Annotated in this window: 21 protein-coding genes; 6 read left to right on the top strand and 15 right to left on the bottom strand. The window is 67.3% G+C overall.

The features are described 5' to 3' along the window. Positions 1-17: 17 nt before the first annotated feature. The 8 genes from WD430_RS10815 to WD430_RS10850 all read right to left on the bottom strand — a co-directional run bounded on the left by WD430_RS10815 (position 18) and on the right by WD430_RS10850 (position 8,683). A complete protein-coding gene (locus tag WD430_RS10815) occupies positions 18-785 on the bottom strand; it encodes a Nif3-like dinuclear metal center hexameric protein (RefSeq protein WP_339102465.1) in 768 nt (255 codons plus the stop codon). A 110-nt stretch (positions 786-895) separates the two neighbouring features. Beyond that, positions 896-3,355: a cbb3-type cytochrome c oxidase subunit I gene (locus WD430_RS10820; protein ID WP_339102466.1), complete on the bottom strand. Its 2,460-nt coding sequence runs from the start codon at positions 3,353-3,355 to the stop codon at positions 896-898. A 347-nt stretch (positions 3,356-3,702) separates the two neighbouring features. Next, entirely contained in the window at positions 3,703-4,551 is an 849-nt protein-coding gene (speB, locus tag WD430_RS10825; RefSeq protein WP_339102467.1) for an agmatinase, read from the bottom strand. After that, positions 4,551-4,925 carry a translation initiation factor IF-5A gene (locus tag WD430_RS10830; RefSeq protein WP_339102468.1) on the bottom strand — a complete coding sequence of 125 codons (375 nt, stop codon included), beginning with the start codon at positions 4,923-4,925 and terminating at the stop codon, positions 4,551-4,553. Before WD430_RS10830 ends, speB begins: the two co-directional genes overlap by 1 nt. 156 nt (positions 4,926-5,081) lie before the next feature. Continuing rightward, entirely contained in the window at positions 5,082-6,164 is a 1,083-nt protein-coding gene (locus tag WD430_RS10835; RefSeq protein ID WP_339102469.1) for a hypothetical protein, read from the bottom strand. Between the two features lie 71 nt (positions 6,165-6,235). Beyond that, on the bottom strand, positions 6,236-6,436 hold the full coding sequence (locus tag WD430_RS10840; protein ID WP_339102470.1) for a hypothetical protein: 201 nt from the start codon (positions 6,434-6,436) through the stop codon (positions 6,236-6,238). 110 nt (positions 6,437-6,546) lie between these two features. Continuing rightward, positions 6,547-8,244, bottom strand: a complete 1,698-nt coding sequence (locus tag WD430_RS10845; RefSeq protein ID WP_339102471.1) for an AarF/ABC1/UbiB kinase family protein — start codon at positions 8,242-8,244, stop codon at positions 6,547-6,549. 76 nt (positions 8,245-8,320) lie between these two features. Next, positions 8,321-8,683: an Hsp20/alpha crystallin family protein gene (locus tag WD430_RS10850; protein WP_339102472.1), complete on the bottom strand. Its 363-nt coding sequence runs from the start codon at positions 8,681-8,683 to the stop codon at positions 8,321-8,323. Positions 8,684-8,849: 166 nt separating this feature from the next. On the opposite strand from WD430_RS10850, the gene glp reads away from it, so the two are divergent. Both glp and WD430_RS10860 read left to right on the top strand, forming a co-directional pair. Next, the gene (gene glp / locus WD430_RS10855) at positions 8,850-10,211 is read left to right on the top strand and encodes a gephyrin-like molybdotransferase Glp (RefSeq protein ID WP_339102473.1); all 1,362 of its coding nucleotides are present in this window, start codon (positions 8,850-8,852) and stop codon (positions 10,209-10,211) included. Between the two features lie 54 nt (positions 10,212-10,265). Continuing rightward, positions 10,266-10,409, top strand: a complete 144-nt coding sequence (locus tag WD430_RS10860; protein ID WP_339102474.1) for a hypothetical protein — start codon at positions 10,266-10,268, stop codon at positions 10,407-10,409. Positions 10,410-10,425: 16 nt separating this feature from the next. Here WD430_RS10860 and WD430_RS10865 read toward each other — a convergent pair whose 3' ends face one another. Together WD430_RS10865 and WD430_RS10870 are read right to left on the bottom strand one after the other, a co-directional pair. Next, entirely contained in the window at positions 10,426-11,559 is a 1,134-nt protein-coding gene (locus WD430_RS10865; protein WP_339102475.1) for a serine hydrolase domain-containing protein, read from the bottom strand. Positions 11,560-11,753: 194 nt separating this feature from the next. Next, positions 11,754-12,233 (bottom strand): RNA-binding protein, encoded by a 480-nt coding sequence (locus WD430_RS10870; protein ID WP_339102476.1) that lies wholly within the window; start codon positions 12,231-12,233, stop codon positions 11,754-11,756. Between the two features lie 122 nt (positions 12,234-12,355). Between WD430_RS10870 and WD430_RS10875 the strand changes: the two genes are divergently transcribed. Next, positions 12,356-12,649 (top strand): hypothetical protein, encoded by a 294-nt coding sequence (locus WD430_RS10875; RefSeq protein WP_339102477.1) that lies wholly within the window; start codon positions 12,356-12,358, stop codon positions 12,647-12,649. 72 nt (positions 12,650-12,721) lie between these two features. Next, a complete protein-coding gene (locus WD430_RS10880; protein ID WP_339102478.1) occupies positions 12,722-14,020 on the top strand; it encodes a ribonuclease R family protein in 1,299 nt (432 codons plus the stop codon). Between the two features lie 444 nt (positions 14,021-14,464). Here the strand turns inward: WD430_RS10880 and WD430_RS10885 are convergent, their stop codons facing one another. The 3 genes from WD430_RS10885 to WD430_RS10895 form a co-directional block, all read right to left on the bottom strand. Continuing rightward, entirely contained in the window at positions 14,465-15,046 is a 582-nt protein-coding gene (locus WD430_RS10885; protein WP_339102479.1) for a GNAT family N-acetyltransferase, read from the bottom strand. A gap of 146 nt (positions 15,047-15,192) precedes the next feature. Next, positions 15,193-15,612, bottom strand: coding sequence for a hypothetical protein (locus WD430_RS10890; RefSeq protein WP_339102480.1), 420 nt, complete (start codon positions 15,610-15,612; stop codon positions 15,193-15,195). A 138-nt stretch (positions 15,613-15,750) separates the two neighbouring features. Then, a complete protein-coding gene (locus tag WD430_RS10895) occupies positions 15,751-17,112 on the bottom strand; it encodes a cytochrome P450 (RefSeq protein ID WP_339102481.1) in 1,362 nt (453 codons plus the stop codon). 90 nt (positions 17,113-17,202) lie between these two features. Between WD430_RS10895 and WD430_RS10900 the strand changes: the two genes are divergently transcribed. Next, positions 17,203-17,856: a helix-turn-helix domain-containing protein gene (locus tag WD430_RS10900; RefSeq protein ID WP_339102482.1), complete on the top strand. Its 654-nt coding sequence runs from the start codon at positions 17,203-17,205 to the stop codon at positions 17,854-17,856. 72 nt (positions 17,857-17,928) lie between these two features. Here WD430_RS10900 and uvrA read toward each other — a convergent pair whose 3' ends face one another. Next, positions 17,929-20,892: an excinuclease ABC subunit UvrA gene (uvrA, locus tag WD430_RS10905; protein ID WP_339102483.1), complete on the bottom strand. Its 2,964-nt coding sequence runs from the start codon at positions 20,890-20,892 to the stop codon at positions 17,929-17,931. Positions 20,893-21,110: 218 nt separating this feature from the next. On the opposite strand from uvrA, the gene WD430_RS10910 reads away from it, so the two are divergent. Continuing rightward, positions 21,111-21,623 (top strand): hypothetical protein, encoded by a 513-nt coding sequence (locus WD430_RS10910; RefSeq protein WP_339102484.1) that lies wholly within the window; start codon positions 21,111-21,113, stop codon positions 21,621-21,623. Positions 21,624-21,691: 68 nt separating this feature from the next. On the opposite strand, the gene WD430_RS10915 is transcribed toward WD430_RS10910, so the two are convergent. Then, the gene (locus WD430_RS10915; protein WP_339102485.1) at positions 21,692-22,246 is read right to left on the bottom strand and encodes a class I SAM-dependent methyltransferase; all 555 of its coding nucleotides are present in this window, start codon (positions 22,244-22,246) and stop codon (positions 21,692-21,694) included. Positions 22,247-22,265: the final 19 nt, after the last annotated feature.

Here is a 22,265-nt window from a genome sequence, read left to right on the forward strand (position 1 = left end):
CCCGCCGCGACTGGCCGTCAGAGCCCCGTCGGCACCTCGAGATACGTCGTCTCGAGACCCCACTCCTCGACCAATTCCTGCAACGCCCCCACCCCGAACGTCTCCGTCGCGTAGTGGCCCGCGAGGAAGACGTGAATCCCCGCCTCCCGGGCCTCGTGGTAGGCCTTCTGCTTCCCCTCGCCCGTCACCAGCGCGTCCGCACCCGTCTCGACGGCCTCGTCGAGCCAGTCAACGCCGCTGCCGGTGACGATCGCCACGTCCTCGATCTCGTCGGGGCCGAACGCGAGGTGCCGGACGGACCGACCGTCGGTCTCGAGTTCGCCCTCGAGGCGCTCGCGCAACTCGTCGGGCGCGTAGGAGTCCGTTGCCGTCCCGCGCTGGCCGATGCACTCGGGACCGAGCTCGCCGAAGGGAGCGCGGTCCTCGAGCTCGAGCACGTCCGCGACGCCGGCGGCGTTACCGCGTTCCTGGTGGCCGTCCAGCGGGAGGTGGGAGACGTACAGCGCGAGGTCGTTCTCGATCAGGGGAGCGATCCGGTCGTAGGTTCGTCCCGTTACGCGGTCGAAGCCGCCCCACGAGAGGCCGTGGTGGACGACCAGCAGGTCCGCGTCGGCCTCGATCGCGCGGTCGAACGTCTCGCGGACGCCGTCGACGGCGAACGCGACGCGCTCGATCTCGGCGTCCTCCGGTCCGACCTGCAGCCCGTTCGCGCTGGCGTCTACGTCGGCGTAGTCGGCGGTTCGCAGTTCCTCGTCGAGTCGATCGACGACCGTCGAGAGGTTCATGGTCGGCCGTTCGGCGGCGGTCTCCTTGTATCCGGCTGGTTCCGCCGACCCGACCGATTGCGGTCGGCAGCGAGCGCGGGCGAAACGGGAACCCGGTAGCGCGTGGGGCGCTACATCAGGTAGAACAGCGGGAAGAGGATCACCCAGACGATGTCGACGAAGTGCCAGTAGAGGCCGAAGAACTCCACCGGTCGATGGTCCGTCAGGTAGGCGTCGACGCTGACGATCCGGTAGATCATGAACCCGGCGAGCAACATCCCGAGGATGACGTGCAGCGCGTGGAGCCCCGTTGTCACGAAGTACGTCGAGTAGTGGAGGTCGGTGAACCAGTAGACGCCGTGGCTGAACTCGTAGGCCCACTCCCAGCCCTTGATTCCGAGGAACGTCAGCCCGAGCACCAGCGTCGCGCCCATCGTGCCGAGCAGCCCCCGCTTGTTCCCGCGCTCGGCGAAGACGAGCGCGAGGATGACCGTGAAACTCGAGGTCAACAGCACGTACGTGTTGACGAGGCCGAGCGTCGACGACGGCGGAACGGTGCCCCAGGACCCCCAGCCGGCGTGGAGCCGCGCGAAGACGTAGCTCCCGATGGCGGCGCCGAAGACGACGACGTCCGAGGCCAGGAAGAACCAGACGCCGAGTTTCGTGGTGCCGATCCCTTCGAACGGCCAGCGGCTGGCGATCGCCATCTCCGGCGCGTTGAACTCCTCGCGGCCGTACTCGAAGAGCGTGTAGCCGAGGATCCCGACGCCGAGGAGCGTCAGGATCGGGTAGATAATCGTCTGTTCGGCGCTCGTTCCGACGATCTCCTGGCTGACCTCGCCGGTCCCCCGTGCGAACTCGACCGTGTACGGCGTCAGGCCGGTCAGCCCGAGGAAGAACACGAAGGTCCCGAAGCCGATCCCCACCGGCCAGATGCTGGCGTGATCGGCGTGTTCCGCCTGACTCTCCACCGCGGTCGTCACGCCGCCGTCGGTCGTCGCCGCCGTGTCGTCGACGAACTCGAGGCGGCCGCTGGCGTAACTCGGACGGCCGTCCCAGTTGTCCAGCGGTGGCGGCGAGGTGGTCGCCCACTCGGCGGTGCGGGAGTACTCCCAGGGATTATCGGGCGCGTCGGGCCCCGAGAGCAGGCTCTTCACGAGCGTGTAGAACGTGATCAGGAACGACGCGCCGAAGACGAACGCGCCGACGGTCGCCGCCTGATGATAGATCTGAATCGCCTCGCCGTAGTGGAAGACGCGACGGGGCGTCTCCCAGGCGAGGAACATCGGGAAGTACAGCAGGTTGAAGCCGACGAAGTAGACTGCGAAGTTGAGCTTCCCCAGCGTCTCGGAGTACATCTTCCCGGTGATCTTCGGCCACCAGTAGTAGAGGCCGCCGATCAGGGCGGTCACCCCCGAGACCATCACGTAGTGGAAGTGGGCGACGACCCAGTAGGTACCGCGGAACTCGTAGTCCAGCACGACGGCGCCGAGGAAGACTCCGGTGATGCCGCCGAGGATGAACAGGACGAGCGCACCGAGACTGAACAGGAACGGCGTGGTGAATCGCACGCGCCCCTTGACCATCGTGTAGATCAGCGAGAAGATCATCAGGTCGAAGGGCAGCGAAATCCCGATCGTCGTCGCCATGAACAGCGTCTTGATCTCTAAGTTGATCGTCGTCAGGAACATGTGATGGGCCCAGACGAGGAACGACTGGACCGCGACGAGGACCATCGCGATGATGACCCACTTGCGGCCGACCAGCCGTCGTCCCGTGAAGGACTGGAACGTCTCGAACATGATTCCCAACGCCGGGAAGAAGACGATGTACACCTCCGGATGCCCGAAGAACCAGAACAGGTGCGCCCACAGCAGACTCGAGCCCTCGTCGGTCGCGAAGTACTGGGTCAGGAGGAGCCGGTCGCTCGCCAGCAACAGGAGCGCGGCGAGCAGCGCCGCGAACGCGAACAGCATCATCCAGATCGTCAGCAGCCACGACCAGGTGAACAGCGGCATGTTCCACAGCCCCAGCCCCTCCGCGCGCGAGCGGTGAATCGTCGTGAGGAAGTTCACTGACCCGAGCGTGATCGAGAGGACGAACAGAATCAGCCCGAGGATCGTCCCGTTTCCGCCGGTCGTCGCCTGCATCGCGGGGTGGTACATCGGCACGTTCAGCGGCGCGTACATGTACCAGCCGCCGGCGAACGCCCGTCCCTGGAAGAACGAGACCGCGAGGAGAATTCCCGAGAACAGGTAGAACCAGTAACTCAGGGCGTTCAGACGGGGGAAAGCGAGGTCCTTCGCGCCGATCTGCAGCGGGACGAAGTAGTTCGCGAAGCCGGCCGCGAAGGGCGAGAGAAACAGGAACACCATTATCAGTCCGTGGTTGGTGACCGCCTGGTTGAACTCCATGTTCTCGAGCAGCCCCGTCCCGCCGGGGACCCACATATGTGCGCGAAACAGCAGTGCGAGCACCCCGCCGAGCAGGAGGAAAAACAGCGCCGTCGCCAGATAGAGAATGCCGATGTCCTTGTGGTTGGTCGTGACCAGCCACCGCTTGACGGTCGTCCGCGGGGGCAGATCGCTCATCGATCACCCTCCGTGTGGCAGTCTGCGCGGTGCCGTTCGTCCCGTCGTCTCGAGGTCCGTCGATCGGATACCGTCGGCAGACTGGCTGTGGCAACCATTAGCAATAGCTCTCCTCGATGTCGCGTATCAAGGTGTCCGCCGCATGTGCAAGCCGTCGACCCTGTGCCGAACGGACGGTCGCCCGTGCCGAGCGGGGACGTCTCGCACGAAGAACGATCGCTCACCGGGACGGCGCAATCGACGCGTACACCACCAATCTCGAGTCAACGTCGGGGGATCTCACCGCCGCGATGGAACCGATCGCGCTCGAGGGACCGGTCCCGGTGCTGTCCGCCGCGTACGCGACGCTACCGATCGTCGGTGTGAGAAAAGACGAACTCTCGGACCAGTTTGCCGGCGAGCGCCGCGGTCTGTCCCTCGTCGCGGTCGTTGACCTCGACGACGTCGAACCCGTCCGCGTGCGGTGCGACCGCGCGGACGACGTCGCGCAGCTCGCGGGACTCGAGGCCGAACGGCTCCCTCGTACCGGTTCCCGGCGCGTAGGCTGGGTCGGCGGCGTCGATGTCGACGCTCAGGTAGACGTCGCGACCGTCCAGTCGGTCCGCGAGCGGCCAGTCGGCGACGTCTTCGGGCGGGACGACCGTCACGTCCGGCGCCCGGGACCGCTCCCACTCCGCCTCGCTGCCGGTGCGGGCCCCGAGGACGAACACGTCCTCGACCGCGGGCTCCTCGAGGATCCGTCGAGTCACGGAGGCGTGGGAGAGCGCGTTGCCGTCGTAGGCCTCGTAGAGGTCGAGGTGGGCGTCGAGCACGACGACCGCCTCGGGTTCGACGGCGCGGACGCCCGCCAGCGAGACGCTGTGCTCCCCGCCCAGCGTCAGCGGGACGGCGTCGTCCCAGACGACACCGCGCAGCGTCCCCTCGAGGTACTCGAGGTACTCCTTGGCGTCGTCCCACGCGCGGACGTCGCCGTGGTCCTCGACGCCGAGTTCGGAGAAGTACTGACCCGTCCGGTGGTCGTAGTCGTCGAACGGCTCCGCAAAAGTCCGAATGCGCTGGGGACCGAATCGGGTCCCCGGCTGAAAGGTCGTCGATACGTCCAGGGGCGCACCGACGACCACGAAGTTCGCGCCGCCACGGTCAGAGTCACCCGCCGTGTGGCTCCCCTCGCCGTCGTCGGTCGCCCCGGGAAACATCAGACGATCTTTCGCTGTTCTTCCATCTCGAGGTATTCGATGTTCTCGTCGGGTGAGACGTCGGCGTCGTCGGGGACGCGCATCGTGATCGTCTCGTAGGTCTCGAGGTCCATGACCTGCATGTCGTCGCCGTCGACGGAGACGACCTGGCCCTGTTTGCGCTCGATGATCGGGACCCAGATCTTCGCGTCGACCGGCTGGGAGAGCGATCGCTTCTTGCCGTCGAAGACGCCCTCGGCCTCGACGCGCGCCTTGGCGCTGCCGTGTTTGCCCGGCTTCGCCGTCGAGTAGGAGTTGATCTTACACGGCGCGTCGTCGATCATCACGTAGCTTCCTTCCTGGAGGTCGCGAACTTCGGTCTGCTGTTTCGCCATGTCCCGGCGTAATCAATCGACGTGCATAAACCGTTTGGAATGGCCGCTGGCACCGAGTCAGTCCGTAACACGCCGGAGCCGCGGGCGCGACCGACGGCGATGGAGATCGCGTCTCGAACGCGACGACCCGCGATCGAATCCGTCCCGAGACGGCTCTCACCGTTCGTCCCGGCGGAACCCGCGAGGATCGGCCGGCGGCTCGAGCGGACTCGCCGGAAGCCCGTCCCCGACGGTCGGATCGTTGTACGCCCGCGGCGCGACGTCGTTCGGCCCGTCGGGGTAGTACAGCGCGGCGAGCGTCTGGATCTGCCCGCGGCCGACCCCGAGTTCGAACTGTCCCCCGCCGTACAGCCGAATCCCGCGTTCCTCGCAGTAGGCGAGCGTCTCCAGTAGCGACTCGAGCGAGCCGAACCGGGAGGGCTTAACGTTGAGCCAGTCGGGTTCCCACGGCAGATCCGCGACGTCCTCGACGCCGTGGATCGGGGCGTCCCACGACACCCGGCCGCGGACGTCATCGTCGTCGAACAGCGGCCGCGTCCGCGCCGTCAGCGCGGGGTCCTCGACGACGGCCTCGGGGAACCCCTCGAGGACCCGTTCGTACAGTTCGCGATCGGCCGGGACGTCGACCTCGGTCCCCTCGTACTGGCCCTTGAGGTCGAGAATTCGGACGGCGTCCGTTCCGACGGTCTCGCCGATCGCCGCCACGAGGTCGTCGTCCCACGCCGGAATCGGATCGAGCTTGAACTCGAGGCCGGGGACTCGCTCCCGCAGGGCCTCGAGGCGATCGGTCGTCGGGGGCTCGCCCAGCCGCGTGCTGGCGACGAAGCGGACGGGGTCGAGCGACCGGCCGAGCGCGCTCGCGACGTCCGTTCCGGCCTGCCGCAAGGCGAGGTCCAGCGCTGCCGCTTCGAGCCCCCAGCGCCGGTAGTTGCGGAAGACCTCGCGTTCGGGCGGCCCCGCGGGGAAGAGATCGACCGACTCGAGGTGGGCGGAAAACGAGTCGATCGTGTATTCGCCAGTCAGGTCCGGCAGCCCCGACTCGGCCAGCGCGTCGTGATCGGCGGTCTCGTAGGTGACGTCCTCGCCGCGGCCGACGGCCGACTCGCCGTCCGGCCCCGGCCCCGACAGCGCGAACTCGGTCGTGACGCGCGTGAACTCGCTCGAGGTCTCGCGCTCGAGGCGCTCGGTCGCGGCGTCGTCGATCGTCAGCGACAGGTCGGCGATCCGGTCGTAGTCCATACCGGGCTATCGACCGGCCGACGGAAAATCGCTTGGTGCGGGTTCTGAACTGCGCTCACTGTCTCCTCGAACTACGACCGGTCTCGAAGGCGCTCGCTGAATCGACTTTCGGCGAATCGTCGCGCGGTTTCCTTGAGGGCGACGAACCCGAAAACGAGCAGGGCGACGAAAAAGAGCGGGACCAGTCCCTCGACCATCTCCGCGAGGATCGAGATCTGCACGACGAACAGCATCAACAGGATGTCCTTTTCCCGGTCGTTTTCTTCGAACACATCATCGGATTGTAAGCAAGAGCGCATATATGATTCCCTTCTCTCATATCAAGGGCGTATTCGAGGCGGCCCGGTGAGGGTACTGCAACCGGTCTCGTCCGGGACCACCCTCACTCCTCGCCGCGGCGCTGGCGCATGTTCTGTCGCGTGAACTGCGGCTGGGTGCCGATCCCCTCCCGCTCGCGGAACGATCGATAGAGCAGGACCGTCACGACCAGCGAGAAGACGGCCGCGACGATCGACGCTCGAGGCGCCTCGAGCGCGTAGAGGACGCCCGTCGAGAACAGCGACATCGTGAGCAACATGCCGTATATCAGCCGCTTCGCGAAGGTGTCGAAGACGTTCTCCTCCTCCTCGAGGCCGATGCGGATGTAGAGATCGTCCCGATCCAGCCGATCGAGGGCGCGCTCGGCCTTCGGCGCGATCCGGGTCAGCGACTCGCCGGTCTCGCGGAGCTGCCGGCCCGTCTCCGCGGCGTATCGGCGAACTGACTCCTCGCGGTACCCCTCCTCCGTGAGGTAGTCGGTCGCGACCGAGATGAAGTCGAAGTCTGGGTCGAGAGTGACGCAGACCCCCTCGACGACGGTCGCGACCCGCAGGACCAAGGCGAGGTTCTTGGGCAACCGGAAGGGGAAGACGTAGATCGAGTCCTCGATCTGGCCGACGATCTGGTTGACCCGGTACTGTTCGACGTCCTCGCCGCGGGCGTCCTGGATGGCGATCTCCATCACCTCGGCCATCACGCCCCGGTCGGCGTCGGGGCTCAAGGTGCCGATCTCGATCAGGGCGTCCAGAATGCCGTCGATGTCCTGGTTGGCGACGGCGACGTAGAACTCGATGATCTTCTCCTGTGTGAACGAGTCGACCCGTCCCGACATGCCGAAGTCGTAGAAGACGATCCGGCCGTCGTCGGTCACCGCGAGGTTCCCCGGGTGGGGATCGGCGTGGAAGACGCCGTCGTTCATGATCATCTGCAGGTACGCCCGCTCTAAGTTCTCCGCGAGCAGCGTGCGGTCGATCCCCTTGCGCTCGAGTTCCTCGAGGTCGTTGATCTTCGTCCCCTCGACGTACTCCATCGTGAGCACGCGCGGCCCGGAGTGGCTCTCGATCACGTCGGGGATGACGAAGCGGTCGTCGCCGGCGAAGTTCGCCCGGATCTCCCGGAGCATCTCGGCCTCGCGCTCGTAGTCCATCTCCTCGCGGATCGTCTTCGCGAACTCGTCGGCGAGGTTCCGCAGGGAGAACGCCCGGGATTCGTCGACGAAGTACAGCAGGATCGGCAGCGACCACTTGATCACCCGCAGGTCCGCCGCGACGAGTTCCTCGATGTCCGGCCGCCGGATCTTCACCGCGACCTCGCGGCCGGCGACCCCGCGTCCGGAAGCGCCGCCGTCCGCTCGAGCGTCCCCCGATTCGGCCCCCGTTTCCGCCGTCTCGGCGGCGCCGACGGCCTCGGGAGCGACGCGGGCGCGGTACACCTGTCCGAGGCTCGCGCCGCTGATCGCCTCGGTCTCGAACTCGGCGAACCGCTCGTCGACCGGACCGAGCTCTTCCTCGAGGACCCGCTTCGCGTCCGCCCAGTCGGCCGGGGGCACCTCGTCCTGCAGCGCCGCGAGGACGTCGAGGTACGCCGGCGGGAGCACGTCGGGCCGGGTCGAGAGCAGCTGGCCGAGTTTGATGAACGTCGGTCCGAGCGTCAGCAGCGACTCCAGCAGGACCTCCGCGCGGTGGCGGTGGGTCTCGGCGTCGACCGTTCGCGGTCGTCCGAACAGCAGGAACCGGTGGCGGTCACGGGCGTAGGCGAGCAACAGCGGGAGGAACTGCCAGGCGACGAGGACGAACCGCTTGTAGGCGCGGAGGGAAACCAGTCTGGGTCACCTCGGGTTAGGCGTCTTCCTCGACGACGTCGATCGTCGTCTCGCTCGTCGCCGCCGTTTTGGGGAGGGTCAACTCGAGGACGCCGCGTTCGACGACCGCTTCCGTCTCCGTGCCGACCGCGTCGGCGGGCAGGGGGAGTTCGATATCGAGAAAGAGCGAGCGGTTCTCCTCGAGGTACTGATAGTCGCCAGCGGGGTCCTTCTCGCGGTGGGCCTCGATGGAGAGCCGGCCGTCGTCGACCGCCACCTCGAGCGAGTCGGCGGAGACGCCCGGAACGTCGAGGACGAGCAGGTAGGCGTCCTCGCTCTCGAGCAGATCGAAGAAGACGTCTTCTGAGAGATCCTGCAGTGCGGCGCGGAGCGCTGACATGGCTACAGGTTCGAACGCCGATACGAAAAAGGCCGCGGTAGCGGTCGATTCGGCGGTCGGACGGCGGGCCCGTCCGACGCAGGCCACGCCACGCGCTGGGACCGTCGATCGGCAGCGATCCGGGCGGTCCCCCACGTTTTAGGCGCCCGGCGACCCGAGTGAGGGTATGGACGGAGCCGACAGCGAGCGCAAACGGGCCGGGTTCAAGGAACGGACGCCGGTCGACGAGGCGCGACGAATACTCAGAGAGGCCGTCGTGGGGGACGGCGACGCCGGCGACGAATCCGGTGTGGACGGCGACGCGGCCGGCGTGACCGCCGACGACGGCGATGCGATCTCGCCTCCGACGGGGTCCGAACGGATCGACGTCGAACGCGCGGACGGCCGGGTGCTGGCCGCCCCCGTCACCTCGGCTCGGAGCGTCCCCCACTACGAGCGGGCCGCGATGGACGGCTACGCCGTCCGCGCGGCGGACACGTTCGGCGCCAGCGACCGCTCCCCCGAAGTCCTCCGGGTCGCCGAGGGCGTCGGCGCCGACGCCGAGGTCGGACCCGACACCGCTGCCCGCGTCCACACCGGCAGCGCGCTCCCCGAGGGCGCCGACGCCGTCGTCATGATCGAGCGCGTGACCGAACTCGAGTCGGCCGGCGAACTCGAGGTCGAGGACGCGGTCGCGGAGGGCGAGAACGTCGCACCGGTCGGCGAGGACGTCGAGGAGGGCCAGCCGCTCTACGACGCGGGCCACCGGCTGCGGCCGTCGGATCTGGGCCTGCTTCGGTCGGCGGGCTACGCCCGCGTCGCGGTCGCGAAGCCCCCGACGGTCGGCGTGATCCCGACGGGCGAGGAACTCGTCGAGGGCGATCCGGGTCCGGGCGAAGTGGTCGAAACCAACGGCCTCACCGTCTCTCGGCTCGCGGAACGCTGGGGCGGCCGCGCGACCTATCGGGACGTCGTCACCGACGATTTCCAGTCCCTGCGCGTGGCGATCCAGCGGGACCTGCCGAAGGACGTGATCGTCACCACCGGCGGCTCGAGCGTCGGCGAACGCGACCTCCTGCCGGAGGTGATCGACGAACTGGGCGAGGTGCTCGTCCACGGCGTCGGCCTCAAACCCGGTCATCCCGTCTGCCTCGGTATCGTCGAGGAGACGCCCGTCCTCGCGCTGCCGGGCTATCCCGTCGCCTGTATCGTCAACGCCGTCCAGTTCCTCCGACCCGTGATGCGCTGGCTCGAGGGCACCGAGCCCGACCCGCATCCGACCACGTACGCGCGCCTCGAGCGCAAGATCCCGAGCGAACCCGGTACGCGGACCTTCGCGCGGGTCCGACTCGAGGAGCGCGAGCCGGACGACGGCGACGACTTCGGGGCCGGTGAGCCGCGGTTCGCGGCGGCACCGACTCGGGCGAGCGGCTCCGGCGTGCTCTCGAGCGTCGCGCTGGCCGACGGCTGGGTGGTCGTCGACGACGACCGCGAGGGGATCCCCGCGGGCGAGACCGTCGCCGTGGAGGACTGGGAGCCGAACACGTAACCCGCAGCGGTTCATCTCGACACTGTTTTTACCGTGACGGATGTACGCACAGTCATGGAACTGAACGAATTCCTCGAGGGGGAGACGCTGGACGGGCGACAGGCCGCGATCGTGTTCTTCACCTTCCTGGTGCTCATCGTCGTCGCGGCGCTGATCCTGATCATGTTCAGCGACGTCTTCTACAACCTGGTCAACTAGGTCGTGGTCGCCGGGCTCAGTCCGACAGCACCGCGAGTCGAACCGCGTCCGCGAGCGCGTTCACGCGAGCGACGTGCTCGTAGGACCCGTCCCGAACCCCGTTCGTGACGTACGAGAAGGCGATATTCTCCTCGGGATCGGCCCAGCCGACGCTGCTTCCCAGTCCGGCGTGGCCGAACGCTCGCTCCGGCGAGAGCGTTCCGTACGGCGCGACCGTCGTCCCGCCCTTCCAGAAGCCCAGCGCGAACCGTCCCTCCCGTCCGAGCGTGCCGTCGGCGTCCGTCTCGGCCTCGAGGGCCGTCAGTCGCTCGACGGTCTCCGCAGAGAGGAGCCGGGTACCCTCGAGTTCGCCGCCGTTGGCGAGGCAGGCGTAGAACCGCGCCATGTCGCCGGCGGTTCCGATCCCGCTGGCCGCCGGGATCACGGCGCGGTGGATCTCCTCGGCGTTGAACGGCGCCGCGACCTCGGCGTTGTCTCCGAGCCCCTCGCCCGGATCCCGACAGCGGTCGAACGCATCGAAGCCGACCAGCGTCGCCACGTCGTCGTCCTCGTCCTCTCGGAGGCCGATCCCGGTGTCGTCCATTCCCAGTGGTTCGAACACGCGCTCGGCGGCGGCCTCCTCGATCGGCGTCCCCGACACGCGGCGGACGAGTTCGCCGACCAGCCAGCCGAACGTGAGCGCGTGGTAGGCGGGCGTCTCCCCCGGCGGGAAGTTCGGCTCCATCGCCTCGATCTGCGCGACCGCGGCCTCCCAGTCGCCCCAGAGGTCGGGCCGGTCGTCGATCTCTCCCTGATTGAGTCCCGCGGTGTGGCTGAGGACCTGTCGGACGGTGATCTCGGCCTTCTCGGTCCCCTCGTCGGCGAACTCCGGCCAGTGGTCGACGACGCGGTCGTCGTAATCGAGTTCCCCCTCGTCGACCAGCGTGTGCAGCGTCACGGCGGCGTAGGGCTTCGTACACGAGAACAGGACGTGGCGCGTCTCGGGCGTCTCCCGGTCGCCGTCGGGCCCCTCGAGGCCGCCCGCGAGGTCGAGCACCCGCTCGCCGTCGACGTAGACGGCCAGTTGCGCGCCGTGGTGAAGCCCGACCTCGAGGTGGCGGTCGAAGAGGGCGGCGATCCGCTCGCGGTCCGAATCGTCAAGCCGTACCATACCGCACTCCTCCAGCGGGAGGATTGTAACGGTTGCCCACCAACCTTTTTTAACGGGGGCATCGGCTGGCGTCGAAGACGCCAGCCTCAACCCCCGCCAAAAAACGTTGATGAAAAAAGGCCGCCTCCGCGGACTTCGCCCGCTCCGACGGAGAACCGCTCGCGAAGCGAGCGGATGCTAGCGTCGTTAGATCGTTAGCCGGAGAACTCGTAGAGATCGTCGCCGACGTGGTGCAGCGAGTCGACCACCTTTCCCTCGTCGCCGGCCATCTCGTCGCCGTTGACGCGGGCGCGGCCGACCGCCAGCACCTTTCCGTGGGACTCCTCGGCGATGACGACCAGATCGTCGGGCGAGATGTCGTCGGTGGCCTCCGTGATCCCCGGTCGCATCACGTCCGCGCCGTCGCTGACGAACGAGATCGCGCCGGCGTCGACCGTGACCAGTCGCTTCTCGGGTTCGTAGGCGTTGGCGCCTCTGACGGTCAGGAACGGTTCCTCGTCGAAGTACGCGACCTGTGGCTCCCCGTCGATGAGGACGACCTCCCAGTCGGTGTCCTCGAACTCGACGCGCTCGTAGGCATCCCCCTCGGGCGAGACGCCGAGTTGCTCCTCGAGGGCCGTCTCGACGTCCGAGACGGCGTCGCTTCGGAGATGGTGTCGGGACTTGACCTGCATACCCGGTCCAACGACCGAGCGGGAGATAAAAGGCCCGTTCGGCGACCGATCGGACGCGCTGAGAGTCGCCCCCGATTACGAGTGTGATAATCGCTAAGTACTAGCACGGTGTCGGGCTAGCCATGTGGCCCTCCCGGACGCGTACTGAGACGGTCACGTGTCTCGCCTGCGGCGACCAGGTCACCCGGTCGATGGCGCGCGAGTACGACAAACACGGCGACCGCTGGGATCGCGAGGACAAGGAGTTCGAACACCTGTGTAAATCCTGCCACGACGATCTCTGTCACTACCCGCGGGACGAACTCGAGGCCCTGCTCGTCGAGAGCGAGGCCGGCGAAACGGACCGGGCCACTTTTCTCGCCGACTATCTCGAGACCGTCGAGGAGCGATACGGGACGCTCGAGGAGGAGTCCTGACGGCGGCGAACGATTCGTCTCCCGTCCGTCCATCCCGACACGACTTTCACCTTCACGTCCGTAGGCCCCGGTATGAGTAACGACGCACAGGCCGAGGCCGGGACGGCCGACGCCCAGGGCCCGGTCGAGGTCTCGGAGGACCTCGCGCGCCACCTCGAGAACAAACGCGAGGAACTCTTCGAGAAGTTCGAGCTCCGCGACGAGTTCCCCGCCGAGGTCCTCGAGGAGGCGGAAGCCCGAACGGAGGGCGTGACGGACGAGATCAGCGACGAGATCGACGAGCGGAAGGATCTGCGCGACCTGACGACGTGGACGACGGACCCGATCGACGCCCAGGACTTCGACGACGCGCTCTCGATCGAAGAGCGCGAGGACGAGTACGTCCTCTGGGTCCACATCGCCGACGTCACCCACTACGTTAATCCCGACACGGCGATGTGGGACGAAGCCGTCGAACGCGGGAACACGGTCTATCTGCCCGGCTACACGGTCCACATGCTGCCGCCGGTGCTCGCCGAGACGGTCTGTTCGCTGGTCGCCAACGAGGACCGACTCGCTCACACCGTCGAGATGCACCTCGACAAGGAGAACCTCTCCTACGAGAACATCGAGATCTACAAGTCGGTCATCCAGTCCGACGAGCGCCTGACCTATTCGCAGGCCGAAAATCGACTCGAGGACCCCGAGGCCGACCTCCACGAGGAGAACAAACTGGTCTACGAGGTCGCCAACCGCATGCACGAACAGCGCAAGGAGGACGGCTCGCTCGTCCTGAACCCGAGCCGCGACCGGGCCCACACCATCATCGAGGAGTGCATGCTGAAGGCCAACAAGGCCGTCACGCACGAGCTCATGTGGAATCGCGGCGTCGAGGCGATGTACCGGGTCCACCCCCAGCCCAGCCCCGACGAGTGGTCCGAGGCCCTCCGCGAGATTCAGGACTTAGACGGCGTCTCGATCCCCGGCGACACGTGGGACGACCCGCGAAAGGCGGTCAACGCGACGCTCGAGGAAGCTCCCGGTCGCCAACTCGACAAGATCCAGTGGGCCGTGATGAAGGTGATGCCCCGCGCGAAGTACATGAACGACCCGTTCGGCGGTCACCACGCGCTGAACTTCGAGATCTACGGCCACTTCACCAGCCCGATCCGCCGACTCTCGGACCTGATCAACCACTGGATCGTCTACCAGAACGACGTCCCCGAGAACCTGATCGAACTCTGCGACCGCGCCAGCGACAAGCAGAAGGACGCCGAGCAGTGCGAACGCGAGTACAAGAACTTCCTCCAGGAGGTCGGCCTCGACCCGATGGCGGTCAACAACCGCGGGATCGAGGTCGTGGACGAGAGCGAGGCCGAAAAGACGTTATAGCGGCCGATAGTCGTCCTATTTTCCCGTTGCTCGATCGAACCGCGTGCGGTGGCGCACGCTGGATCACGGTTCCCTCCACGGTCACCGTGATCCGAAGCCGTGCGAGGGATGAGCGAGGGAGCGAAGTGACCGAGCGAATCGGCTGGGGAGGGTGTGGCGATTCCCCGTTGCCGCGAGAGCAGCGCACTCGAGTTATCAATAACTGCCCCCGAGACATCAGTTACCACTGCAAAAACGAGGTCGGGACAGCCGCTAGTGAGTGAACGAGCGAAAACTCGGTCGAACTCCGATTCTTTCCGCTCGAGGACTCGAGCGCCGCGTCCGTGAATCGCTCGTCAGGCGACGGTCCTGTCCCGAGGTAGATCGTGAGATCGGCGCGGCGAAGGCCCGGAACCGCTCGCCGAGGGGATCAGAAACGCCGTCCGGATCGGCGACCACCTCGGGCTATCGCATCTCGGTCGCGATCGGCCGCTCGTAGACGTACTCCTCGAGCCCCGCGGCCAGATCGTTCTCACGGGTCGCGACGCGTTCGAACCCCGCGGACTCGTAAAACGAGATCCCGACGTCGTTGGCCGCGAGGACGGCCAGCCGCAGGCGATCGAACGCGTGCTCGAGGTCGGCCTCGAGCCGCGTCAACAACCTCGACCCGATGCCCTCGCCCCAGCTGTCGGGAGTGACGTACAGGCGTGCGAGGTAGCCGACCGCGGGATCCTCCGGCCACGGAACGGCGTGGGCGAACCCGGCACACTCGCGGTCGAACTCGCCGGTGCGGTCAGCGCGGTCGTCCGTCGAGCGCGCTCGAGGCGCGTCGTCGGTCGGCTCGGCGACGAGGAAGGCCACGTCCGCCCGCCCGCTCGCGCCGCCGATCGCCGACTCGAGATCGCCGATCGCGTACCAGTCGTCGACGACTTCGTCGACCCGATCGGACCCGAGGATTCCGTCGTAGGCGGCGTGCCAGCTCTCGCGGGCCGTCTCGTGGATCGCCCAGGCGTCGTCGCGCGTCGCCGGCCGAACGGCTCGAGTCACAACGGACGGTAATAACTCCGCGTCCAAAAGCCCGTGGCTGGCCGATGATTGGTTGCACAGGTCCTGATACGTCCATATACGACTTTCTCGATATCGTCGGTATGCGCGCGGATCGTTCCGCCTGCGTTCGACCTCCCGTCACCGATTCAGTCGACGACGAACGTCTCCGACTCGATCACGCTGCCGCCGACCCAGCACTCGCGGGCGAACCACGCGAAGTAGCCGACGAGCCCGGCCGTGAGTAGGCCCTCGAGCGGGCCGAGTCCGGTGACGCCGTCGCCCCGGAGGAGGCTCGCGGCGCTGATCGCGGCCCAGCCGACGGCCAGCAGCGCGATCGCGACGGCGGCGACGCGGGGCCACTCGAGGGTCGTCGACCCGAGCGAGACCCGTTCCCGGCGGCCGACGGCGAGCATCCCGCAGCCGACGGCGACCAGCCAGACGACGATGCCGACCATCGACGGCGTCGTCGGAATCCCCAGTGCGGCGACGAAGCAGACGGCCAGCAGGAGCGTCGCGACGCCGCCGCCCGCGAGCCCGCGTCGGAGGACGGCCTTCCGAGCGTTCATCGGACGCCGATTCGGCGGCGGCCGTCAATACCCGTTCGGATCGCCGCCGAGGCTCGGGCCGACGGCCGGTCTTCCGACGCTCGTTCCCGTTCTCCCTCTCGAGCCACCGCTCGAGCGTACGGAACCCGGACTCGCGGCTCAGCGCGTTCGCTCTCGGACGACGGCTTCGACCGGTTCGGTCGGTCTGAGCGTGATCGCCGGGCGAACCGAGAGCGTTTCGTCGGTCGGTTCGAGCCGCCACCGCGAGGCGATCGTCGCGAGGACGATTCGTGCCTCGACGAGCGCGAACCGGTGGCCGATGCAGTGACGCGGCCCGCCGCCGAACGGGAAGTACGCGTACTCCGGGCGATCCGAGTCGTCGAGCCATCGTTCAGGATGATACGTCTCCGGGTCGTCCCACCACCGCTCGTCGCGGTGGACGACCCACTGCGGGAGGAACACGGTCGCTCCCTTCGGGAGCCGATAGCCGTCGACGGTGACGTCCTCGACCGGCTCTCGAGCGGTCGCGTGCGTCGGCGGATAGTACCGGAGCGCCTCCGAGACGGCCGCCTCGGTGTACGGGAGCCGGTCGAGGTCGGCCATCGTCGGCGCCTCGCCGTCGAGTACCGACTCGAGTTCGGCGGCTAACCGCTCCGCGGCGCTCGGACGGGTGCCGAGCAGGTGGACCGCGTACGTCAGCGCGAGCGCTGTCGTGTCGTGTCCGGCGGCGAGCAGCGTCACGACTTCGTCCCGAATCGCCCGGTCGGACATCCGCTCGCCGCAGTCGTCTTCGGCGGTCAGCAGCGCGGACAGCAGATCGTCGCGGCTCGCGGCGTCGTCCCGTCGCCGATCGATCAACTCGTAGACGATCTCGTCGAGTCGCTGACGGCCGCGTTCGAACCGTCTGTTCGCCGGCGTCGGTAGCCACCCGGGAAGCCACGTGTTCGCCCCCTCGAACCGATCCGTCGTCGTCCGGAACGCCTCGAGGATCTCGTCCTCGCGGTCGTCGAGATCGGTCCCGAACAGCGACCGGACGAGGATTCGGAGCGAGAGCCGGCGGAATTCGTCGTCGAGCCGTATCGTCTCGCCCGGCGACCAGCGGTCCGTCACCCGGATCGCCTCCGCTCGCATGATCTCGGCGTAGGCGGCGATCCGATCGGGACGAAACGCCGGCTGCATTCGGATTCGCTGTCGCCGCCAGTGCTCCCCTTCGCTGACGACCAGCCCGTTTCCGAACAGCGGCTCCAGTCGACCCTGTCCCAACTCGGCGTTGCGGAACCGATCGCTCTCGCTGACGAGAATCCGCTCGATGTGCGACGGGTGGGAGACCATGTACGACTCCATCGGACCGACGTTCGTGTAGACGACATCGCCGTACTCGCGAGCGCAGCGCTCGATGAACGATAGCGGATCGCGGACGTACCGGTGGAGGTTCCCGATCACGGGGAGCCCGTTCGGTCCCGGGGGCTCCCGAGCGTCTGTGCTCGAGGGCGCCGTTCGCGCGTCGGTGCTCGCGGTCATGGGCGATGCTACGGACCGGACCGACGCGAACGTCGCGGTTCTCATGCTGAGTCTTTTATAACTCGCCGCGGTAGCTTCGGTGAAAGGGAGATGCGCTACGTCACGCTGACGGTCAACTCCGACGAGGGCGGTTTCCACCCGGTCGGTCGACGACTCGCCGCGGACCCCGATGTCTCCCCGGTGGCGATCCACCACGTCGAGCTGCTCGCCGACGAGACGCTCGCGATGCTCGGCGAAGTCCGCGGCGACGCCGAGCGGTACCGGGAGATCCTCGAGTCCGCGGACTCGGTGCTGAACTGCGTCGTCTCCGCGGACGCGGACGACGACCGGGCGATCGGCTTCTCGCACATCCGGCCGAACGAGCGCACGCTCGAGTTGTTCGAGCGACAACGGGCCTCACCGTTCGTGGTCGAGATGCCGATCGAAGTGACGGCCGACGGCGGCCACCGGCACACGCTCGTCGGCGACGCCGATGCCTTCGACGGCAGCAGCCTCGACCTTCCGGAGGGGCTCGAGGGCGAGATCGAAGCCGTCGGCGACTATCGGCCCGACACCGGGACGCTGTTCGGATCGCTGACGGCGCGCGAACGCGAAGTGCTCTCCGTCGCGGTCGACTGCGGCTACTACGAGTCGCCGCGAGAGGCGACTCACGACGACCTCGCCGCCGAACTCGGGATTTCAGCGAGCGCGGTCGGCAGACACCTCCAGCGGATCGAGTCGAAGGTGTTCTCGAGGGTAGCGTGACGCTACCGAATCCGATCGAAGCGGCCGCGGTATCGCCTCGTTCGCGGGGAGAAGTAGCAGCGCGAAACCGAATCAGTCGTCGTCCATCGGCGCCGTCACGGGTTCGACGCGCTCGCCGCGGGGCCCCTCGAGGTCCACCTTCGGGAGCAGGTCGCGCAGGTAGCGACCCGTGTGGGAGTCCTCGAGTCGGGCGATCTCCTCGGGCGTCCCGGTCGCGACGATCTCGCCGCCGTTCTCGCCGCCCTCGGGGCCGAGGTCGATCACGTGGTCGGCGTTCTTCACGAGGTCGAGCTCGTGCTCGATGACGACGACGGTGTTCCCGTTGTCGGTCAGCCGGTGGAGGACGTCGATGAGTTTGCGCTCGTCCTCGCTGTGGAGGCCGGTCGTGGGCTCGTCGAGCAGGTAGAGCGTCTCGCCGGTGTCCTTCTTGCCGAGTTCCTCCGCCAGCTTGATGCGCTGGGCCTCCCCGCCCGAGAGCGTCGTGGAGGGCTGGCCGAGTTTCATGTAGTCGAGGCCGACGTCCTTCAGCAGCTTCAGACGCCGTCGGATCTGGCTCGAGGACTCGAAGAACTCGTAGGCCTCCTCGACTTCCATCTCGAGGACGTCGGCGATGGTCTTGCCCTTGTAGGTGACGTCCAGGGTGGCGTCGTTGTAGCGAGCGCCGTCGCACTCCTCGCAGGGGACGTACACGTCCGAGAGGAAGTTCATCTCGATCTTGACGGTTCCCTGACCGCCACACTCCTCGCAGCGGCCGCCCTTGACGTTGAAGGAGAACCGTCCCTTCTCGTAGCCTCGCTGTTTCGCCAGCTTCGTCTGGGCGAACAGCTCGCGGATGTAGTCGAAGACGTTGGTGTACGTCGCCGGGTTCGAGCGGGGCGTGCGGCCGATCGGCGACTGGTCGATCAGTCGCACGGTCTCGATGTCCTCGAGCCCCTCGAGGGCGTCGTGATCGCCCGGAATGACCGACGTGTTGTCGTTCATCTCGCGGGCCAGCCCCTTGTAGAGCACCTCGTGCATCAGCGTCGACTTGCCGGACCCGGAGACGCCCGTGATCGCCGTGAAGTTGCCCAGCGGGATGTCGACGTCGAGGTCGTCCAAGTTGTGCTGGCGGGCGCCGCGGATCGTCAGCGCGCCGTCGGGATCGCGGCGTTCGTCGGGCACTGGGATCTGCCGGCGGCCGGAGAGGTAATCGCCGGTGATCGATCCCTCGGTCGACTTGACCTCCTCGACGGGGCCGTTGGCGACGACCTCGCCGCCGCGCTTGCCGGGGCCGGGACCCATGTCGATGACCTGGTCCGCTCGCCGCATCGTCTCCTCGTCGTGTTCGACGACGATGAGGGTGTTCCCGAGGTCGCGAAGTTCCTCCAAGGTGTCCAGCAGCCGGTCGTTGTCCCGCTGGTGGAGCCCGATCGAGGGCTCGTCTAACACGTAGAGGACGCCGACCAGCCCGGAACCGATCTGCGTGGCGAGGCGGATGCGCTGGCTCTCCCCGCCCGACAGCGTCGCGGCCTCCCGGTCGAGCGTGAGGTAGTCCAGCCCGACCTCGCACATGAAGCCGAGTCGCGCGCGGATCTCCTTCAAGATCTCCTCGGCGATGACCTTCTCGCGCTCGGTGAGGTCGGCCTCCATCGATTCGAAGTGCTCTAAGGCGTCGCCGATGCTCATCGCGTTGATCTCGGTGATCGCCGTCCCGTCGACGAGCACGGCCCGACTCGCGGCCTTCAGCCGGGTACCGTCACAGGCCGGACACTCCGTCGCCGACATGTAGTCCTCGATGTGCTCTCTGGTCGAGTCGGAGTCGGTCTCGACGTACCGGCGCTCTAAGTTCGGAATAACGCCCTCGAAGCGCTTGCGCTTCCGGCGAGTGCCGTTCTTCGTGCTCCGCTTGAAAACGACCTCGCCGTCGGTGCCGTAGAGGAACGCCCGCTGGACGTCCTCGTCTAACTCCTCGAACGGCGTCGACAGCGAGACGCCGAAGTGCTCGGCGACGGCGTCGAGGCGGGTCCGGTAGTACGATCGGTTGTAGCTCCAGGCCTCGAAGACGTGCTTGAGCGGCTTGGACTCGTCCTGGATGACGAGGTCCTCGTCGACCTCCTTGGTCTCGCCCAACCCCTCGCACTCGGGACAGGCGCCGTGGGGCGAGTTGAAGGAGAACGAACGGGTCTCGATCTCGGGGACGTCGATCCCGCAGTGCGTGCAGGCGAGGTCCTTCGAGAACTCGACGACGAAGCGGTCGTCCTCCTCGGTCTCGTCGCCCAGCGCGCCCGTCCGCCGGGCCGCATCGCCCAGGTCGCTCGCGACGTCCTTCGGTGCGTCCGGCAGGATCACCTTCAGGACGCCCTCGGCCTCGTCGAGCGCCGTCTCGACGCTGTCGATGATGCGCGGGCGGTCCTCGGCGGAGACCTTCACGCGGTCGACGATGACGTCGACGGTGTGGTCGAAGTTCTCGTCCAGCTCGGGATCGTCCAGCGTGAGGTCGTGTTCCTCGCCGTCGATCTCGACGCGGGCGTACCCCTCCGAGACGAGTTCCTCGAAGAGGTCCTCGAAGGCCCCCTTCTGGTCGCGGACGACCGGCGCCGCCAGCTTGACCTTCGTTCCCTCGGGGAGCTCGAGGATGCGCTCGACCATGTTCTGGGCCGACTGCTCGCCGACTTCGCGGCCGCATTCGGGGCAGTGGGGGGTACCGACGCGGGCGTAGAGGAGACGGAGATAGTCGTGGAGTTCGGTAACGGTCCCCACCGTCGATCGGGGGTTGTTCGCGGCGTTCTTCTGATCGATCGAGATCGCCGGGGAGAGTCCTTCGACGGTCTCGACCTGCGGCTTGTCCATCTGGCCCAAGAAGTTCCGGGCGTACGCCGAGAGGCTCTCGATGTACCGGCGCTGGCCCTCGGCGTAGATCGTCTCGAACGCCAGCGAGGACTTGCCCGAACCCGAGAGTCCGGTGACGACGGTGAACTCCTCGCGGGGGATGGTGACGTCGAGGTCCTTGAGGTTGTGTTCCTCCGCACCCCGTACCTCGATGTAGTCCTTGCTCATGCGTTTGTATCGATTTGTGACCGGATAATTTCGCGACTCACTGCTCGATTCACTGTGATTGAGTCAGTGGCCGAAAGGACTTAACGGGTCTGAAAGCGTAATAGAGTGGCATTTGCTAGCAGCTAGCGACGCTCGAGAACGGCCGAATCGTTGCGGTCCCGTGGTGATCTGACCACCGAGTCCAAAGTGACTTCGGTCGGACGCCCGAACGAGGTGCCATGAGCGACGACACCGACCCCGGGCTGGCGGTCGACGACTTCGTCGACTACTGCCACACGCAGGCGGGCCTGCTCTCCGGGCGCGTCGAGACCATGCGCGACGAGGCCGACGAGCTGCTCGCCGAGATCGACGAGGACATGGCCGAGCTCCGCGGGCAACTCGAGGATCACGCGACGGCGACCAAGGGGACCGACGCACCGTCGACGCCGGACGGACCCGGCGACGAGCTGGACCTCGACGCCTTCGAGGAACTCGAGAGCGACGTCAAGGAGAAGCAACTGCTCCTCGAGGCCAAACAGACTCGAATGGAGGCCTTCCAGACGCTGGCCGGCGCGTACACGGACCTCGCCGAGGAGTTGGCCGACGACGTCGACGACGGCGAGGACGCCCTCTCCCGCGTGCTCGAGTTCGAGGCCGACCGCGACGCCCCGGCGTACTTCGATGATCGGGAAACGATGCTCGAGGCCGCAGCGCAGTCGAGCGACGACACCGACACCGATACCGATTCCTGAGCGACCGGACGAGCGTCGAGCGAGAGCGTTTTTCCACTGTTTCTACACCGTCGGTCTCGAGACCGTCCTCACCGGCGGGCGACGACCGCGAACGTCTCCGGACGCTCCCTGACGATCTCCGTAGTGAAGCCGGCCCGCTCCAGTTGCTCGACGGCGGTCGCGGCGTCGAACCGCTCGTCGAGCGGCGGTCCGTCCGTCCCGGATCCGTCGGCGGACCAGTCGACCGTCACGACGCGGGCGCCGGGTCGACACACCCGCGCGAGTTCGGCGAACGCCGCGTCGTCGGCGTACTCGTGGTGCGTCATCACCGAGAACGCGCCGTCGAGTTCCGCGTCGGCGAACGGGAGCGCCGCGACGTCCGCCGTCACCGGTTCCACGGCCGCCGGAACGCCCTTCTCGCGGTGCAGTTCGTGCATCTCCCGCTGGACGTCGACCGCGTACAGTCGGTCGACGAACGGGGCGACGTCGGCCGCGTAGAAGCCCGTCCCCGAGCCCAGGTCCGCGACGACGGTCGCCGAATCCGGATCGAGCAGCTCGAGCAGTTCCTCACGGGAGCAGAACCGATACCGCGACGGATCGTCGAGCGCGGCGGCGCGCTCGATCGGATAGGTGTGAAAGCCCATGGTGGCAGTTCGCGGGAGA

Source organism: Haloterrigena sp. KLK7 (genome assembly GCF_037914945.1).
GTDB classification, from domain to species: domain Archaea; phylum Halobacteriota; class Halobacteria; order Halobacteriales; family Natrialbaceae; genus Haloterrigena; species Haloterrigena salinisoli.

Excerpts from the sequence above, each read along its gene's own strand:
- WD430_RS10815 (WP_339102465.1), bottom strand. The coding sequence starts at position 785 with ATGAACCTCTCGACGGTCGTCGATCGACTCGACGAGGAACTGCGAACC.
- WD430_RS10820 (WP_339102466.1), bottom strand. The coding sequence starts at position 3,355 with ATGAGCGATCTGCCCCCGCGGACGACCGTCAAGCGGTGGCTGGTCACG.
- speB (WP_339102467.1), bottom strand. The coding sequence starts at position 4,551 with ATGTTTCCCGGGGCGACCGACGACGGCGAGGGGAGCCACACGGCGGGT.
- WD430_RS10830 (WP_339102468.1), bottom strand. The coding sequence starts at position 4,925 with ATGGCGAAACAGCAGACCGAAGTTCGCGACCTCCAGGAAGGAAGCTAC.
- WD430_RS10835 (WP_339102469.1), bottom strand. The coding sequence starts at position 6,164 with ATGGACTACGACCGGATCGCCGACCTGTCGCTGACGATCGACGACGCC.
- WD430_RS10850 (WP_339102472.1), bottom strand. The coding sequence starts at position 8,683 with ATGTCAGCGCTCCGCGCCGCACTGCAGGATCTCTCAGAAGACGTCTTC.
- glp (WP_339102473.1), top strand. The coding sequence starts at position 8,850 with ATGGACGGAGCCGACAGCGAGCGCAAACGGGCCGGGTTCAAGGAACGG.
- WD430_RS10860 (WP_339102474.1), top strand. The coding sequence starts at position 10,266 with ATGGAACTGAACGAATTCCTCGAGGGGGAGACGCTGGACGGGCGACAG.
- WD430_RS10865 (WP_339102475.1), bottom strand. The coding sequence starts at position 11,559 with ATGGTACGGCTTGACGATTCGGACCGCGAGCGGATCGCCGCCCTCTTC.
- WD430_RS10870 (WP_339102476.1), bottom strand. The coding sequence starts at position 12,233 with ATGCAGGTCAAGTCCCGACACCATCTCCGAAGCGACGCCGTCTCGGAC.
- WD430_RS10875 (WP_339102477.1), top strand. The coding sequence starts at position 12,356 with ATGTGGCCCTCCCGGACGCGTACTGAGACGGTCACGTGTCTCGCCTGC.
- WD430_RS10880 (WP_339102478.1), top strand. The coding sequence starts at position 12,722 with ATGAGTAACGACGCACAGGCCGAGGCCGGGACGGCCGACGCCCAGGGC.
- WD430_RS10890 (WP_339102480.1), bottom strand. The coding sequence starts at position 15,612 with ATGAACGCTCGGAAGGCCGTCCTCCGACGCGGGCTCGCGGGCGGCGGC.
- WD430_RS10895 (WP_339102481.1), bottom strand. The coding sequence starts at position 17,112 with ATGACCGCGAGCACCGACGCGCGAACGGCGCCCTCGAGCACAGACGCT.
- WD430_RS10900 (WP_339102482.1), top strand. The coding sequence starts at position 17,203 with ATGCGCTACGTCACGCTGACGGTCAACTCCGACGAGGGCGGTTTCCAC.
- uvrA (WP_339102483.1), bottom strand. The coding sequence starts at position 20,892 with ATGAGCAAGGACTACATCGAGGTACGGGGTGCGGAGGAACACAACCTC.
- WD430_RS10910 (WP_339102484.1), top strand. The coding sequence starts at position 21,111 with ATGAGCGACGACACCGACCCCGGGCTGGCGGTCGACGACTTCGTCGAC.
- WD430_RS10915 (WP_339102485.1), bottom strand. The coding sequence starts at position 22,246 with ATGGGCTTTCACACCTATCCGATCGAGCGCGCCGCCGCGCTCGACGAT.